Here is a 15,266-nt window from a genome sequence, read left to right on the forward strand (position 1 = left end):
GAAAACCGGATGCTGGGCGCTGTTTTCGCGACATTTTGTTGCGCAGATTGCCGCATGCGGGGAACATCCGCCAACAGCTCTGACAGAAAATTGAGCTGCGCCGCGAAATGAGGTCCAAAACCGTCAAGCCAATGTCCGAAACAGACCTGAACGGTTCCGGTACCGCTGCCACGCTGCAGGGACAGCGTGGAAGAAGGACACAAGTGCAAGGACCGTTCACATGAAGCTTTACGATTTGGTTGATTTGGGCCGCTATCCGATCGACAGGCGAGACTCGCCCGCCTACGCCCGTATGATCAAGGATCTTCGCCGCGAGATCGGTGAGGATGGTTGTGCCGTTTTGCCCGGCTTTGTTCATGAACAAGGCGTTGAAACCCTTGTTCAGGAAGCCGATGCAGTGGCACCGATGGCGTATCGCTCTTTCAATCGCACCAATGCCTATTTCAGCAAGGACGACCCGGCACTAAGCCCCGGTCATCCGGTAAGGCGTTTCTATGACCGGTCGAACGCCTTTGTTCCGGCAGACAATTTCCCTGCGACAGGACCCTTGCGGCAAATCTACGAATTTCCGGGCTTCATGCCGTTCATTCGCGATGCGTTGAATGAAAGCCAAGATCGGTTTTTCCGTTATGACGATCCTCTGGCGGATGTGATCATCAACGTTGTCGAGGAGGGGCAGGGGTTCCCCTGGCATTTCGATACCAACAACTACACGGTGACGTTGGCAATCCAGAACGGTGAGACCGGCGGCGAGTTCGAGTACGCACCAAACCTGCGCAGCTCGGACGACGAGAATTTCGACGGTGTGGCCAGTGTTCTGGACGGAAACATGACACAGGTACGCAGGCTGGAACTTCGCCCCGGTGATCTGCAGATCTTCAAGGGGCGGTATTCGCTGCATCGGGTGGCGCCGGTCAAGGGTGACAGAAAACGCTATGTCGGCATCTTCTCGTTTGTCGAAACCGAGGGCATGTGCGGCGGCGTCGAACGAACTAGGCAGCTTTATGGTCGGGTTCTTCCGCATCATTTTGAACGCGAAGGGCGTCGTCTGGACAAGCTGTTGGACTAGCATCCCATTGGGCGGTGGCTCGATATGATGGTCTCGGTCCGTGTTCGAGGTTGTCAAAACCCGACGCCGGTGCCTTGCAACATGCCGTGTTCCATCGCGTACCGCGTCAGGCCTGCGGTCGAGGAAATGCCAAGCTTGCGCTTGATGTTCTTGCGGTGCGTCTCGACGGTGCGCACCGAGATGTCGAGTACGATGGCGACTTCCTTGTTCGACTTGCCCTGTGCCAATTGCAGCAGGATCGTCTGTTCGCGCCCGGTCAGCGCCTCTCGCGCCTCATTCTCTTTTGGCTCCAACGATCCGATTGCGCCGGTGCACAGATACCGTTCGCCGCGCATCACGGCGTCGATCGCCTGTTTGATCTCGTCGGTCGGCACGTCCTTCAGCACATAACCCAAAGCGCCATGACTGAGCGCTGTTGAGATATATTCGGGGCTGTCATGCATCGACAGGATCAGGACGCGTGTTTCGGGCAGGCGCTCCAGGATCATCTCGGTGGCAGTCAATCCGCCCAGGCCGGGCATGTTGAGGTCCATCAGCACCACGTCCGGTGCCAGCGTTACGGCGTTCTCTACTGCCTCCTGGCCGTTTCCGAGCGTTCCGACTACCAGGATATCGTCGTAGCTTTCGAGAATCGACTGGATGCCCTCGGCAACCATGGGGTGGTCATCCACAATCAGGACACGGACAGGCTCAACGTTCATGTTCCGGCCTTTCTTTTCGGCAATGCTTCCTCGCCGGGAGGCAACAGGTGGCTGAGCGGCAGGCTGACTTCGATAACCGTGCCGCTTTGTGCCCCGCGTGATGACAGGATGCGCAAAGTGCCGTCAAGCTGTTCGATCCGTTCCTGCATGTTCCGCAGGCCGATGCCACGGGCGATTTCCCCTGGCTGCGACCGCAACCCGCGCCCGTTGTCGGCGATACGCATCGTCGCCCCCTTTTTGTGCCCGCGCAGGTCGATCGAGACATGCGAGGCACCGGAATGGCGTTCGATATTCGTCAAGGCTTCCTGCGCGATACGGTAAAGCGCGATCTTGCTGTCCTGATCTAACCTGTTGCGAAATACAACGGTGGTGAAATCGGTCTCGATGCCGGTGCGCTCGCGAAAGTCGTCAGTCAGCGCCTTGAGGGCTGGACCAAGGCCCAGATCATCCAGAACGCCCGGGCGAAGGTCGCGGCTGATCCGGCGCACTTCGGTGATAGCAGCCCCCAGATTTTCGATGCCTTTTTCCAACGGTTCGCGCGCGCCTTCGTCATCGCCGCGACCCAACCGCCGACGGGTGTTGTCCAGCGCATAACGGACGCCGACGAGGATCTGGCTGATACCGTCATGCAGTTCGCGGGCCACGCGGCCGCGTTCTTCTTCCTGCGCGTCGAAAACCCGCTGCGTCAGTTCCTTTAGCTTGGCATCCGCCAGCCGCCGCTCGCGGATGTTCAGCAACATGCCCGACAGGAACACGATCAAAAGCGCCGCCAGCACGATGGCCCCGATATAATAGAACGTGCGCTGGACCCTTGCCTCGACCTCGGCACGGGCGTTGGCAACCGTCGCCAGAATGTCGTCGATGAAAACGCCGGTGCCGACGGCCCATTGCCAGTCTTGCAGACCCACGACATAGGCGATCATCATCGCCTCTTCGCCGGTCGAGGGTTTTTCCCACATGAAACTGTGCCAACCTGCACCCTCGCGCGCAAGACGGATGAATTCATCAACGACGGGAATGCCATTGCTGTCGGTTAGCCCTTCCCAATTGCGGTTGATGAATTCGGTCTGCCGGGGACTGACCAGATTGGTGCCGTCATAGTCGTAGACGAAAAAGAACCCGTCCGTGCCATAGATCATCGCCGCCAGGATCTGCGCGACATGGATTTTGGCCTCCTGATCATCGGGCGAGGCGGGGCCGTAGATATAGCCGAACCCGTTGCGTGCCTGTGTCACGTAGTTCCGCAGTTCGTCCTTCTTGGTCTCGATCAGCCTCTTTTCCAGCGCCCTGATTTCGCGCTCGGCGGTTGCGCGGGCCTCGTACGCCACCATCACGGCAATCGCCGCCACCGCGACCACCAATGGGACAGCAGCGATCAAGGCCAGCTTCTGGGCGTAACTCAGCTTGATCAGTTCACGAAAAGACCGCATGCGCGAATCGTTACGCAATGGCGGCCGCAAAATCAAAAGGATTGCGGCATTTTTCGCCGCTCGCCCCGGCCAACACCGCTGGCCCGTTTCGTATCGGCGCAGGAAACCTGTGTTTATGGCCGAAAAAATGGGTGGTCTACGCAGTACTAGGTATTCACATCGGAATCGGTATCGCTAGGCTGACCTCACCTGAAACGATCCGTCCGAAGCCTTGCTTCGGGCAAGACTATCATAGGGGAGGACTACTCACATGGATCGTCGTTCATTTCTGAAAAATACCGCTTTGGGCGGTTCGGCGGCTGCCGCAACCGCGCTGGCGGCTCCGGCATATGCGCAGGGCAAGCGTACCCTGACGCTGGTCACCACCTGGGGCCGGGGCCTGGCGGGCGTGCACGATTCGGCGCAGCGCGCAGCCGACAATATCACCGCAATGTCCGATGGCCAGCTGACGGTTGATCTGAAGGCCGCCGGTGAACTGGTCGGCGCGTTCGAGGTTTTCGACGCTGTCACATCAGGCCAGGCTGACATGTACCACGGTGCCGACTACTACTTCGTCGGTCAGCATCCGGGCTACGCGTTCTTTACCGCCGTACCGTTCGGCATGACCGCGCAGGAACTGGTCAACTGGTACTATCAGGACGGCGGCATGGAGCTGCATGACGAACTCGGCCAGATTTTTGGCCTCAAGTCGTTCCTGGCGGGCAACACCGGCGCTCAGGCGGGCGGCTGGTTCTCGAAAGAGATCAACAGTCCCGAAGATTTCAACGGTCTCAAGTTCCGCATGCCAGGTCTGGGCGGCAAGGCGCTGGGCAAGCTGGGCGCATCGGTGCAGAACATTCCGGGTTCCGAAGTGTATCAGGCGCTGTCGTCCGGCGCGATCGATGGCACCGAGTGGATCGGGCCATGGGCCGACGAAAAGGCCGGTTTCCAGGAAATCACCAAGACTTACTATACCGCGGGCTTCCACGAGCCGGGTGCAGGTCTGTCGCTGGCAACCAACCGAGAAGTCTTTGAAAGCCTCAGCCCCGCGCATCAGAAGATCATCGAGATCGCGGCGGGCGAGTGCCACCAGTGGAATCTGGCGCAATTCCTGGCCAACAACGGTGCAGCCCTGCAGCGACTGCAGGCCGGTGGCGTCAAGATCATGGAATTCCCTGACAGTGTCTGGGATGCCTTTGGTCAGGCTTCGCAAGACGTCATGAACGAAAACATGGGAGATGAGCTGTTCAAGAAGATTCACGACAGCGCCATGGCATCCATGAAGTCGTCCTCTGCCTGGTTGAACCTGTCTTCAGGGGCCTATACCGCACAGCGCGACCGCGTTCTGGGCTAAGCCAATCTTCCCGAAATGAAAGTTCCCCCGCCGCGCGCGGGGGAGCATTTTCGGTTTTCCAAGTACGAACGAATGCCAGACAGGCACAGGCTTGGGAACTGACGAGACTCTGGGGACAACATGCAAGACGAAAACGGCACGTCGTTTTTCGGCGCCTTGTTCGACGGATTGATCTGGTTCTTTCTGAACATCGCCGAGGCATTTTACAACTTCGGATACGCGATCACGCATCCGCAGCTCTGGCTCAACTGGTCCGACAAGGAAGCGATCATGCGCTTTGTCTACTACGGGGGCTCGGTTGAGTTCTTCTTTGTCGTGTTCACGCTGTTTCTGCTGCTAACGGCTATTGGCCTCTACAAGCGCGAATTCATGTGGGGCATGGTTCGCGGGCTGGAGGGTTTTGCCAACACGACCGGGCGCTTCTTTGCCTGGGCCGGGTTGCTGATGGTGATCCAGCAGATCGTCATCGTCTTTATGCAACGGGTTTTTGCCCGCCCCGACATGGCCTTTGGTCTTGGCATCCCGTTCCAGATGGACATCAGTTGGTATGCCGAAGAGCTGAAGCTCTATAACGCGATGGTTGTTTGCCTGTGCGCGACATACACATTCGTGCAGGGCGGGCATGTGCGCGTCGATCTGATCTATGCCGGCCTCAGCCACCGCGGCAAGCGCGTCGTGGATATGTTCGGGTCGCTTTTGTTCATGATGCCCATGGCGGTGCTGGTCTGGCTTTACGGCTGGTACTTCCTGTGGCGGCACCTGATCGTGCCGAACCCGTCCGCCAGCGATACGTTGGACAGGCTGCTCATGAAATCTCGCGCGCTTCGCTGGAATGTGGAAACCATCGGCTTCAGCCCAAACGGATTCAACGGGTACTTCCTGTTCAAGATCCTGCTGGTTTCTTTCGCAGCCATGGTCTTTCTGCACGCAATCGCCTTTTTCTACCGCTCGTATCTCGAATTCGTGGAAGGGCCGGAAAGTGCGGACAAATACCTCGACAAGGATACCCTTGGCGAGGGCGAAGAAGCCTATGAAGGCGCTCATTAAGTACGGGGACTAGAGAATATGCTATTCGGTCTTGATGGCGTCGAAATCGGCCTCATAATCGTGTTTCTTTGCCTTTTCGGAGGCATCCTGAGCGGCTTCCCGGTGGCTTTTGCCATCGGTGGCGCCGGTATCATCTCGTTCGGTATCATCGCCGCGCTCGACAGTGCCGGTATGCTGGTGCATCAGGCGATCGACACGGGCTCGCAAATGTATGCCGACCTGATCGCGTCAGGGGTACGACCCGATTCGATCTCGGTCTTCCGATACCCGGATTTGCCACGCGTTGCCGAGCACGTCTTTGTCGGCGGTTGGGAAACTGCGCTGGATCGCAATGTTTCCTTCATCGTCAACCGCATGAACGAGCGCGTGCTGGCGGGGCAATCCATTGAAACGCTTCTGGCGGTGCTGATGTTCGTCCTGATGGGCATTACCCTGGAACGCTCCAAGATCGCCAACGATCTGCTGACCACCATGGCGCGTGTCTTTGGCCCGCTCCCCGGCGGCCTCGCGGTGTCCATCGTGGTGGTGGGCGCGTTTCTGGCCGCCTCCACGGGTATCGTCGGCGCCACCGTGGTGACCATGGGCCTGTTGGCCTTGCCCACCATGTTGCGCAACAACTATTCTCCGGAACTTGCGACCGGCGTCATCGCCGCGTCGGGCACGTTGGGACAGATTATCCCGCCTTCTATCGTGATCGTTCTGCTGGGCACCCTCGCGGGTGATCTCTACTCCACCGCGCAGGAAACCCGGGCTGCGGCCGCAGGTTGCTCCGATGCACTGACCTATCTGGGTGAGCCCGCCGTGGTTTCGGTCGGCACTCTGTTCCAGGCCGCCCTGCTGCCAGGGATCATGCTGGCAATCCTCTACGCGCTCTATGCATTCGGCTATGCCCTGCTGAACCCCGAACACGCGCCAGCCGTCGCGATGTCGGGCGGCACCGGTGAGCCGATCACGCGCGCCGAAGGGCTGACATGGCTGCTGGCCGCTCCGCTCGGGCTGATCGTGGGTGCGGTCCTGATGGGAAGCGTTGGGCTGATCGGAACTCAGGATGTCTCGGTCTCCGGCTTCTCGGATATCTCCGAGGGCGCTTCGCTGCGCACCAATGTGTCTGCCGAATGCAAGGCCTCAATGATCGAGTTGCATGGACAGTCGGCCTGGGATCAGGCCGTCACGGAACAGGCGCAGATCGATGCCGCCGGGGGCGTTGAGGCCTCGCACAAGCTGAGTGACGAGGAACTGGCCGAGGCCCGTGCCGCCAAGATCGCGGCCGCCGCTCCAATCGGAACGGGTGTTGCCGTGATCGTTGTCCTGCTTGGACTGACGCTGATCCTGGGTCGGGGAATTGCACCGTCGCGGCCCACGGCGCCGTTGATACTCGGGGCTCTGGGCTTGTTGGGCATGGTGCTTGTCGACATCCTTGCCGTTGCTCCGACAACCTCGTCCGGTGTGACATTCGTCCTGCTGGCGCTGCCGTTCCTGCTGGCGCTCTATGGCTGCAAAGAAGCAGCCGCACGCTGTGCAAGCAATGAACTGATCCGGGTGGTTTTCCCACCGCTGGTTCTGATCATCGCGGTTCTTGGCTCGATCCTGGGCGGTATTACCAACCCGACACCCGCAGCCGCGCTTGGGGCGGGCGGGGCCATCATGCTGGCGGCCTATCGCAAGCTTCAGGATCAGGGTCGGTCCGGCCGGGTCATCATCTGGTCGACCTTCGCGATCATCATCTGCTTGTTGATCGGCGTGAACTTTGACCTGCGCATCAACCAGGGTGATGTCAGCGTCGAATCGTGGATCGCCTTCTTTGCGGCTTATGCGACCTACATCTACGCTCTGTTCGGGCTGCTGTTCGGCTGTTGGGTTCTGTTCACAAGCGGCGTTTTGACACCTGTTGTGCGTGAGACCGCAAAAGTGACCTCGATGGTTTTCACCATCCTGATCGGGTCGCAACTGCTGAACCTGGTGGTGATCTCGTTCGGGGGCGAGCACTATATCCAGCAGTTCCTGAAGAGCTTCGACAATGAGTTTACGGTCTTCCTGATCGTGATGCTGGTGCTGTTCATCCTGGGCTTCGTCCTGGACTTCCTCGAGATCATCTACATCGTGATCCCGATCGTGGGGCCGGTGATTTATGGCGGGTCGTTCGATCCGAAATGGGTCACGATCATGGTGGCAGTAAACCTGCAAACCTCGTTCCTGACCCCACCATTCGGCTTTGCGCTGTTCTACTTGCGAGGGGTGGCACCCAAAGAGGTCACAACCGGTCACATCTACCGGGGGATCGTGCCATTCGTCATCATTCAGGTGGTGGGGATCGGTATCCTGTGGTTCTTCCCGGCCATCGTGACAATCGTACCGGCACTGATCCCGAACTGATTGCGGGAGTGAATGCTGAAACGAAATGGGAGCCTTCGGGCTCCCGTTTTTTGTCGGTATATAAGGTGTTGCGCTTTCATGCCTCGCAGCTTTGCCAGGCAGTATTTCTGGTTTGTGTCAGGTGAACTGCAACAAATCCCAGCGGTTGCCGAACGGGTCACGCCAGACGGCGACCTTGCCATAGGGTTCCCGGCGGGGTGCTTCTTCAAAATCCACGCCTTTTTCCAACATCGCCGCGTGATCGCGTTCGAAATTGTCGGTGGTCAGGAAAAAACCGACCCTGCCGCCGGTTTGGTTGCCAATGGCCGCGCACTGTCTGTCTCCATCAGCCTTGGCGAGTATCAGCGATCCGTCAGAGGCGCCCGGCGGCGCGATCCGAATCCAACGTTTACCGCCGCCCAGATCCTCGTCCTGCGTCAAAGTGAAACCCAGCGCTCCGACATAAAACGCGATGGCCGTATCATAATCGGGCACGACAAGCGTGACCGCGAACAGGGATTGCTGCATCCCGCCTCAACCCTTGGTCGGATGCCGGTCGGGCAGCTGGATATTCGCGACCTGTTCGGCAATCGGGTCGGTGGCCAGCGGGTGATGGGCAATATCTTCGTAGTGCCGGGGGTTCGTCACCTTTTCCCAACGCCCCCCAAGATAGATCTCAAGGCCAGAGAACTTGGCCTTGTATCCCATCTTTGAACTTCCCGGCACCCAATAACCCAGATAGACATAGGGCAACCCGGCCTCGCGGGCGATGTCGATATGATCGAGGATCATGTAGGTGCCCAGTGAGTTTTGAGGCTGGTGTGGGTCATAGAAAGAATAGACCATGCTCAGCCCGTCTTCGAGGACATCAGTCAGGCTGACGGCAGTCAGGTCGCCGGTACGACGGTCGGAATATTCGACGACACGGCTGCGGATCGGGGTTTCCTCGATCATCGCGGCAAACTCGAACACGTCCATATCGGCCATCCCGCCATCAGCATGCCGGGTGTCCAGATATCTTCGGAACAGTTCGTACTGATCGTCCGTTGCCCAGGGCGACATGGCGCGCCGTTCCAGATGCTCGTTGCGTTTGGCGGTCCGCTTCTGGCTTTTGCCGGGGCTGAAGACGGAAACGTCGATCCGGGCAGACAGGCAGGCGGAACATTCGGTGCACGAGGGTCGGTACAACACGTTCTGCGAGCGGCGAAAGCCTTGCTGCGACAGGGAATCGTTCAATCTGTTTGCGCCTTCGCCCTGTAAGGCGGTGAACAATTTCCGCTCCATCCGGTCCTCAAGATAAGGACACGGCTGGGGGGCCGTCACATAGAATTGTGGCGCTATCGGCAGCGTATGGCGCATGCAGGTTCCGTGTTTGCTTGGGGGATGATACCAATCGTTTCGAAACCCGCCAAGGATTCAATGCACTGTTTTCAGGCGATTGCCCGCCGGTTCAATGCCACCGTTCCCAGAAACGCATCGGTCAGGCCCTGACAGCGAGCGCTGGTCAGCATCATGATCACCGACACGACCTGGATAACCGGGAAGGCCATGCTGACGAAATAGCCAGCGGTATGCGCGATTGCCTTTCCTGCATCCATCCGCGCCCCAAACGCATCGCGCAGTTCGATCCCGACGAACCGCATCCCCCATGTGGCCGACCCGTTGGCGATGGTGGCGACACGATAGACAAAGCTGACCAGCATAAAGATCAAGGCAACAAAGAACAGGCCAAGGCCCACGGTCAGCAATACGGCGAACATGGTGAAGGTCGATATGACGACGACGTCGATCAACCACGCAACAAAGCGTTTGATCGCCACGCTCTGATAGAATTGGGGCTGGCGGTCAGGGTCGGGCAAATGGTTCATTTTGATCGTCCTAAGAAACTGGGGCGACGAACCCCGCCCGGCGAAGCCGGACAGGGCGGTTTTTTGGTCAGACGTCGTCTTTCGGTGCATCCGTATCGTCGCGAGATGCACGGTCATCGCGAGCTGCACGCACTCGTTCGTCCATGAACTGGTCGAATTCGGCCTTGTCTTTGGCCTCACGCAAACGTCTGAGGAACTCTTCAAAATCCTGCTGTTCGCGTTCCAGCCGCGCCAGGGTGTCGGCCTTGTAGGCATCGAACGCGCTGTTGCCCGAAGGTTTCATGGCGCTCATGTGACTGTGCCAGTTTTTGCGGCGGCTGCAGGATTTGCTGAACATGCGTTTGCTCCAGATCATATAGGCGAGAAGGGCCAGGCCGATGGGCCAGAAGAAGACAAAGCCAAGGACCATCGCGGCGATCCAGGCGCCTTTGCCTTTGCTGTCAAGCCAGGCTTCGCTACGATAAAGCCATCCCGGATGAGCGGGAGGGACGGGGTCGGACAATGTGGACATCTGGGCTCTCCTGATTGATGTAAACACCTTTCACATTGATCAAGATGGGGAAGGGAAAGGGGAATGCAAGAGGTAATGTGAAAAAGATTTACATTTATGTCACCCACCGATTGAACATTCGCCACCGACATTGGCAAAAAGGGAAAGATCGGGCTGCTGCACAGGTCGGTTGGATGTGTCAGATGCTGTGCGCTCGAATCAGAAACCTCCGAAAACCCACGAAGACTGCTCGACTGCGCTGGGTTCCAACATAACGTGGCCGTGATGACGCTTGAGGCAGTAGGACAGAAAACCGACCCGCAATAAGCGTCCAGGCTCTCCGTCGCCCCTATGGTGGGGTGGGGGTATAGATGTTTAATTTCAGTTAGTTAAGTGGCATCTTGTGCAGTGTGTGTGCAACATGAAATCGCCTTCTGGCGCGCTCCGTAAGGCGTTTGGCGGCTGTGCGGATTTAGTCAAATAAAAGAGCGTAAGAACCAAAACAACTTGGGGGCCTTGTGAACCCTGCAACGGGACATAGCCAGCTGTCCCCAGCCGAGCAGATTTGTTATGAGTGATTTGACGATGGGATTAGGGCAGGGGCGACATCAGCCTTTGCTCGTCGCCCTTTGATCAGTTCTTGACACGCGACTAATCGAGCAATGAGTGAAAGCGGACCTTTTCCACACTCGAGGCGAATGTTTCAGATGCGGGACAATCCTGCCGTTAGCACATCCTCCGTTGTAGAGTCGACCAGGCCGTACCGGTCACCCTAGCCGGTGTGCTTTCTCCCGCCCTGTACGCCTTCCGAATAGAACCAATCGTCGGGATAGGGATACCACCAGTCTGCTTCCTTCGCCTTCGGGTCGATCACGACCATCTTGGATCGCCTGAAGGCTTCGAGTCCCTGAAGGCCTAGCATGCGCCCAAGCCCAGAATTCTTGACGCCGCCAAAAGGCAAGGCATCGTTGTCCACCAGCGGGTTGTTGACCCAGACCATCCCCACCTGTAGTTTATTCACCCCCTGAAATGCCTCGTTCAAGTCGCTGGTAAACAGGCATCCGCCGAGACCGAACTGTGACGCGTTTGCCAGTTCAAGCGCTTGGTCAAAGTCGCTCACCCGAATGACCGAGGCGACTGGCCCAAAGACCTCTTCCCGAGTTAGCGCCATTTCTGTCGTCACGCCGGTCAGAATCGTTGGCTCGAAAAACCAACCCGGTCCGGCGTCATCCGGGATACCGCCTCCTACCTCAACCACCGCGCCTTTCTCTGTTGCATCGCGCACCAGCCGCTCGACCTTGTCGCGCGCCTCCTTGGAGGCCAACGGTCCGATTTCCGCCACCCCCATACCGTCGCCGATGCGCAGTTTCCGGGTTCGGGCCACGAACTCATCGACAAAATCGTCGTATACGTCATCCACCACAAAAATCCGTTCAGACGATGTGCAAACCTGACCCGATTGCAAAAAGGCGGCGGTAACCGCCCCGGCAGCAGCGACCGCGATGTCGGCGTGTTTACTGACGATCAGCGGGTCGCTTCCTCCAGCCTCGATCACTGCGGGTTTCAGGTTTTCCGCTGCGGCCATTGCCACCGCACGACCTGTCGGCACGGACCCGGTAAAGGCGACCACGTGGGTTTTGGGGCTAGCAATGAGTTGCTTGCCCACGTCTGCCCCACCTGGCAAGCAGGCAATCAGGTCTTCGGGAAGAGCTCGGAAAAACTCCATGAAGGCCATCGTGCACAATGTTCCTGCGGGCGAGGCCTTCAACACAACGCCGTTGCCTGCTGCAAGCGATGCCGCCATCGACCAGCACCCAAGAATGAGGGGAAAATTGTACGGAACCACGTGCACCGACACACCGTAGGGTTCGTATGTCTGATACTGGAAAGATCCGGTCTGCATCGTGCCGGCTATCTTGCCTGCGTCATTGCGAGCCATCTCGGCGTAGTACCGGAACACCGGCGGGATGTTCGCGATTTCACCGATGGATTCCGGATACGGCTTCCCCGTTTCCAACGTCATCAGACGGGCGACCTCATGCATGTCGCCGCTTTCGATGTCGTTGGCAATGTGGTGCAATACCCGCGCGCGAGACTTGCAGTCCATTGCAGACCACTTCCTTTGCGCCGCATTGACCCGATCCAGAACCTGGTCCACGATCTGCGGCGACGGTTCACCAAAAATCCCGACGGGCTGCAAAGTTGACGGATTGACCAGCGTGGTCCCACCATCCTGCAACGGAACATGCCTGGGGTTGAGGTAGTAGCTGGATTGGAACGGGTCACGCATTGGGCAGTCCCCTTGTTTGACAGGCATTGCGCCGTTAGCGGATCATGTACACTTTCTTGACCGTCTCGTGGACGGTGCAGACGCCTTTCCAGTCCTGCGGAAAAAAAGCCACCGTATCGGGCGTGATCTCAATTACCTCGCCGCTTTCATGGACATATGTACAACGGCCTTCCAGAAAGTGGCAGAACTCGTCCTTGGTGACGTGACATTCCCACTTACCGGGAGTGCAGACCCAAAGGCCGCATTCGGACTGGCCGTCAGGCCCCTTGTGGATCAGCTTTCCTGACGTGCAGGATTGCCCTTCGATCATTGTCGGGATTACCCCCCAATCGACAAGGTCAGTCTGCTGGAGCGGGTTTTGCATACGTGGCGTGGTCATGATTCAGGTTCGCGATCCGTTAGGTAGTAGGTGTTGCGCAATGTTTCCTCGACCGTGCATTCCCCTATCCAACCGGCGGGGAATAGTACGGCCGTTCCGGGCGTGATTTCGATGCTTTCGCCTGCATCCGACCGATAGACCGCGCGGCCCTGCACAAAATAGCAGAACTCGTCACGCGGTATCGTTAGGCGCCAGCGGCCTGGAGTGCAGACCCATGCGCCGATCTCCGGCCGGTTGTCCGGGCCCTTGTAAACCAGCAAGCCCGATGAATGCGACTGGCCTTCAATCATGTCCGGCTGTAGCCCCCAGTCCGTGAGGTCAGCGCGGGTCGAGATTTCGGAAAGATGCGGGGCGCTGCTCATTCCGCGGCTTTCAGGATGTCGTCAAGAATGCCAGCTGCCTTGGTCGGGCCATGCCGTGACTGCATGTGCGCAGAGGTTGCCGCCATCTTCGCCTGTATGGCTGGATCGTTGATGCATTTGTCGAGGGCAATAGCCAATTCATCATCGGTCCAGTCGTATCGGTGAAACCCGAACCCGTGGCCGGTTTCCTGAACACGAGTGGCGTTATCGTGGCCGTCCCAGACATAGGGCATAATGATTGCTGCTTTGCCGAAATACAGGCACTCGGTGAACGAGTTGTTACCGCCATGATGTATCACCGCGTCAACCTGCGGAATTACCGAAGGCTGGGGATACCAGCTCTGTATGTGCACGTTGTCGGGAATATCTGTGTATTCGTCCATGTAATCCCCGACATTTACGAGCGCCCGGTAGGGCAACCTGGAAATGGTCGAAATGATCCTCTTTAGCAGGTCGGTGTCGCCTGCGCCAAGCGACCCGAAAGATACATAGAGAAGTGGTTTGTCATTGTTGGACTTAAACGATGGCACCTCAAAGGGTTCTTCTTCGCGTACGCAACCTTCAAGATACTGGAAGCGGTTTGGGTCCAGTGGGTTCTGCCGTTCGTATTTTGCCGGCTCGGGATAAAGCAGAAGGTTCATTGTGGGCGACGCTTCGAAAAACTCTCCAATCGGATAGGCGCCTTCGTTGCATCTGGCCAGGAACGCATTGTAGTCGTCGTGGATCGGCTTGATCACCTCGTGGAACTTTGCCTCATAGGCCTCCATGCCCTCGCGGTCATCCACCCGGCAGCCCGATAAGTGTGGCGGCACAATCGGGTCAGGGATTTCATTTTCGGAACATGAGATGATCCGTACCCACGGCACGCCGAACTGCTTGATGGCTGGGAACATAATGACATTATCCACGCAGATCATATCTGGTTTGATTTTTGCCAGTACCCCCGGCAGATCTTTTTGCGCCCATTTTGCGCTGTCGACGATCGCCTCCCAGCAATCCTTGACGTAGTTATCGATTTGGTCAATCGGGCTTTTGCGAAAATTCGGGATGTGGCCGTTGATGAAATCCTCCCAGAACTTTGCCATCGCTTCGGGTTCCATCGGCTCTGAAAGGGCAACGGGATGCGCCTCAAACCCATAACCTTCATATACCTCAACAAAGCCGGGATCGCTCAGAAATACTGCCTTGTGGCCCAGTTTCTCGCAGGCCTGCGCGATGCCAACCGAATTCAGCGCAGGGCCAAAGGCAGCTTCGGGGAAGAAGGCGATGGTTTTCTGTGACATTGTTAGGTCTCCGGTTAGATTTGGCTTAGCAGTTGGGCAGGATGCGGGAATGTTTCGCATCCCATACGCAGTGGACATCCTGACCCGGCTGGATACTTTCACGGTCGGCTTGGCTGGCGGGAACGCGGGCGGACAGGGTGCTCCTCCCGCCGCGAACGCGCACATGCACACCCAGGTCTGACCCGTGATAGGCGACTTCCTCGACAGTGCCGGGAATGCAGTTGCGTCCATCTTGAGGGGCGGTCTGCATCAGGCTGACCCGTTCCGGGCGCACAGCAATCGTGGCAGCACCGCGCAGCTCGGAAACGCCCCTCAGCATTCCCGCCCCGTGGACATCGACACCGCCGTCGACGGCGTTGCCATCCAGAAAGTTCATCACGCCGATAAAATCTGCAACAAAGCGCGATCCGGGGTGTTCGTAGAGCTCGTGAGGAGTACCGACCTGCGCCAGCTTGCCATCATGCAAGACCGCGATCCGGTCGGCCATGACGAGGGCCTCTTCCTGATCATGGGTCACAATCAGAAATGTAATCCCCACCTCGTGCTGCAACCGTTTGAGCTCCAGCTGCATCTCTTCTCGTAGTTTCTTGTCCAGAGCTGAAAGGGGCTCATCCAGCAACAGGACCTTTGGCCTTTTGACCAGCGCGCGCGCCAAAGCAACC

The 15,266-nt window shown here is 58.0% G+C and carries 15 protein-coding genes; 4 read left to right on the forward strand and 11 right to left on the reverse strand.

Translation table 11 applies throughout. The annotated features are described in order from the left end of the window. The first annotated feature begins 220 nt into the window (after positions 1 to 220). Positions 221 to 1,069, forward strand: coding sequence for a HalD/BesD family halogenase (locus AC2FNB_RS08090; protein WP_496745576.1), 849 nt, complete (start codon positions 221 to 223; stop codon positions 1,067 to 1,069). A 53-nt stretch (positions 1,070 to 1,122) separates the two neighbouring features. Here the strand turns inward: AC2FNB_RS08090 and AC2FNB_RS08095 are convergent, their stop codons facing one another. Both AC2FNB_RS08095 and AC2FNB_RS08100 read right to left on the reverse strand, forming a co-directional pair. Further along, on the reverse strand, positions 1,123 to 1,770 hold the full coding sequence (locus tag AC2FNB_RS08095) for a response regulator transcription factor (protein WP_480749705.1): 648 nt from the start codon (positions 1,768 to 1,770) through the stop codon (positions 1,123 to 1,125). Further along, positions 1,767 to 3,200: a cache domain-containing protein gene (locus AC2FNB_RS08100; protein WP_496745578.1), complete on the reverse strand. Its 1,434-nt coding sequence runs from the start codon at positions 3,198 to 3,200 to the stop codon at positions 1,767 to 1,769. The genes AC2FNB_RS08095 and AC2FNB_RS08100 overlap by 4 nt, the downstream gene beginning before the upstream one ends. A 250-nt stretch (positions 3,201 to 3,450) precedes the next feature. Between AC2FNB_RS08100 and AC2FNB_RS08105 the strand changes: the two genes are divergently transcribed. The 3 genes from AC2FNB_RS08105 (at position 3,451) to AC2FNB_RS08115 (ending at position 7,953) form a co-directional block, all read left to right on the forward strand. Then, the gene (locus AC2FNB_RS08105; protein ID WP_480749707.1) at positions 3,451 to 4,533 is read left to right on the forward strand and encodes a TRAP transporter substrate-binding protein; all 1,083 of its coding nucleotides are present in this window, start codon (positions 3,451 to 3,453) and stop codon (positions 4,531 to 4,533) included. 120 nt (positions 4,534 to 4,653) lie between these two features. Continuing rightward, positions 4,654 to 5,580 carry a TRAP transporter small permease subunit gene (locus tag AC2FNB_RS08110; RefSeq protein ID WP_480749708.1) on the forward strand — a complete coding sequence of 309 codons (927 nt, stop codon included), beginning with the start codon at positions 4,654 to 4,656 and terminating at the stop codon, positions 5,578 to 5,580. A gap of 18 nt (positions 5,581 to 5,598) precedes the next feature. Beyond that, positions 5,599 to 7,953, forward strand: a complete 2,355-nt coding sequence (locus AC2FNB_RS08115) for a TRAP transporter large permease (protein WP_480749709.1) — start codon at positions 5,599 to 5,601, stop codon at positions 7,951 to 7,953. Positions 7,954 to 8,070: 117 nt separating this feature from the next. Here AC2FNB_RS08115 and AC2FNB_RS08120 read toward each other — a convergent pair whose 3' ends face one another. The 9 genes from AC2FNB_RS08120 to AC2FNB_RS08160 all read right to left on the reverse strand — a co-directional run. Beyond that, positions 8,071 to 8,460 carry a VOC family protein gene (locus AC2FNB_RS08120; RefSeq protein WP_496745581.1) on the reverse strand — a complete coding sequence of 130 codons (390 nt, stop codon included), beginning with the start codon at positions 8,458 to 8,460 and terminating at the stop codon, positions 8,071 to 8,073. A 6-nt stretch (positions 8,461 to 8,466) separates the two neighbouring features. Then, positions 8,467 to 9,291 (reverse strand): arginyltransferase, encoded by an 825-nt coding sequence (locus AC2FNB_RS08125; RefSeq protein WP_480749711.1) that lies wholly within the window; start codon positions 9,289 to 9,291, stop codon positions 8,467 to 8,469. Between the two features lie 71 nt (positions 9,292 to 9,362). Continuing rightward, positions 9,363 to 9,800: an RDD family protein gene (locus AC2FNB_RS08130; RefSeq protein WP_496745583.1), complete on the reverse strand. Its 438-nt coding sequence runs from the start codon at positions 9,798 to 9,800 to the stop codon at positions 9,363 to 9,365. Between the two features lie 67 nt (positions 9,801 to 9,867). Next, a complete protein-coding gene (locus tag AC2FNB_RS08135) occupies positions 9,868 to 10,311 on the reverse strand; it encodes a DUF2852 domain-containing protein (protein ID WP_496745584.1) in 444 nt (147 codons plus the stop codon). Positions 10,312 to 11,062: 751 nt separating this feature from the next. Then, on the reverse strand, positions 11,063 to 12,580 hold the full coding sequence (locus tag AC2FNB_RS08140; RefSeq protein ID WP_496745585.1) for an aldehyde dehydrogenase family protein: 1,518 nt from the start codon (positions 12,578 to 12,580) through the stop codon (positions 11,063 to 11,065). Between the two features lie 34 nt (positions 12,581 to 12,614). Beyond that, positions 12,615 to 12,959: a cupin domain-containing protein gene (locus AC2FNB_RS08145; protein WP_496745587.1), complete on the reverse strand. Its 345-nt coding sequence runs from the start codon at positions 12,957 to 12,959 to the stop codon at positions 12,615 to 12,617. After that, complete coding sequence (locus tag AC2FNB_RS08150) at positions 12,956 to 13,321, reverse strand: cupin domain-containing protein (protein ID WP_496745589.1); 366 nt, start codon at positions 13,319 to 13,321, stop codon at positions 12,956 to 12,958. The genes AC2FNB_RS08145 and AC2FNB_RS08150 overlap by 4 nt, the downstream gene beginning before the upstream one ends. Continuing rightward, positions 13,318 to 14,604: a nucleotide disphospho-sugar-binding domain-containing protein gene (locus AC2FNB_RS08155; RefSeq protein WP_480749717.1), complete on the reverse strand. Its 1,287-nt coding sequence runs from the start codon at positions 14,602 to 14,604 to the stop codon at positions 13,318 to 13,320. The genes AC2FNB_RS08150 and AC2FNB_RS08155 overlap by 4 nt, the downstream gene beginning before the upstream one ends. A 25-nt stretch (positions 14,605 to 14,629) precedes the next feature. Further along, a partial coding sequence (locus tag AC2FNB_RS08160; protein WP_496745591.1) for an ABC transporter ATP-binding protein occupies positions 14,630 to 15,266 on the reverse strand: 637 nt, incomplete at its 5' end.

This window comes from Ruegeria sp. BHSB058, from assembly GCF_059613285.1.

Coding starts and splice junctions, on each gene's coding strand:
- AC2FNB_RS08090 (WP_496745576.1), top strand. CDS start 221: ATGAAGCTTTACGATTTGGTTGATTTGGGCCGCTATCCGATCGACAGG.
- AC2FNB_RS08095 (WP_480749705.1), bottom strand. CDS start 1,770: ATGAACGTTGAGCCTGTCCGTGTCCTGATTGTGGATGACCACCCCATG.
- AC2FNB_RS08100 (WP_496745578.1), bottom strand. CDS start 3,200: ATGCGGTCTTTTCGTGAACTGATCAAGCTGAGTTACGCCCAGAAGCTG.
- AC2FNB_RS08105 (WP_480749707.1), top strand. CDS start 3,451: ATGGATCGTCGTTCATTTCTGAAAAATACCGCTTTGGGCGGTTCGGCG.
- AC2FNB_RS08110 (WP_480749708.1), top strand. CDS start 4,654: ATGCAAGACGAAAACGGCACGTCGTTTTTCGGCGCCTTGTTCGACGGA.
- AC2FNB_RS08115 (WP_480749709.1), top strand. CDS start 5,599: ATGCTATTCGGTCTTGATGGCGTCGAAATCGGCCTCATAATCGTGTTT.
- AC2FNB_RS08120 (WP_496745581.1), bottom strand. CDS start 8,460: ATGCAGCAATCCCTGTTCGCGGTCACGCTTGTCGTGCCCGATTATGAT.
- AC2FNB_RS08125 (WP_480749711.1), bottom strand. CDS start 9,291: ATGCGCCATACGCTGCCGATAGCGCCACAATTCTATGTGACGGCCCCC.
- AC2FNB_RS08130 (WP_496745583.1), bottom strand. CDS start 9,800: ATGAACCATTTGCCCGACCCTGACCGCCAGCCCCAATTCTATCAGAGC.
- AC2FNB_RS08135 (WP_496745584.1), bottom strand. CDS start 10,311: ATGTCCACATTGTCCGACCCCGTCCCTCCCGCTCATCCGGGATGGCTT.
- AC2FNB_RS08140 (WP_496745585.1), bottom strand. CDS start 12,580: ATGCGTGACCCGTTCCAATCCAGCTACTACCTCAACCCCAGGCATGTT.
- AC2FNB_RS08145 (WP_496745587.1), bottom strand. CDS start 12,959: ATGACCACGCCACGTATGCAAAACCCGCTCCAGCAGACTGACCTTGTC.
- AC2FNB_RS08150 (WP_496745589.1), bottom strand. CDS start 13,321: ATGAGCAGCGCCCCGCATCTTTCCGAAATCTCGACCCGCGCTGACCTC.
- AC2FNB_RS08155 (WP_480749717.1), bottom strand. CDS start 14,604: ATGTCACAGAAAACCATCGCCTTCTTCCCCGAAGCTGCCTTTGGCCCT.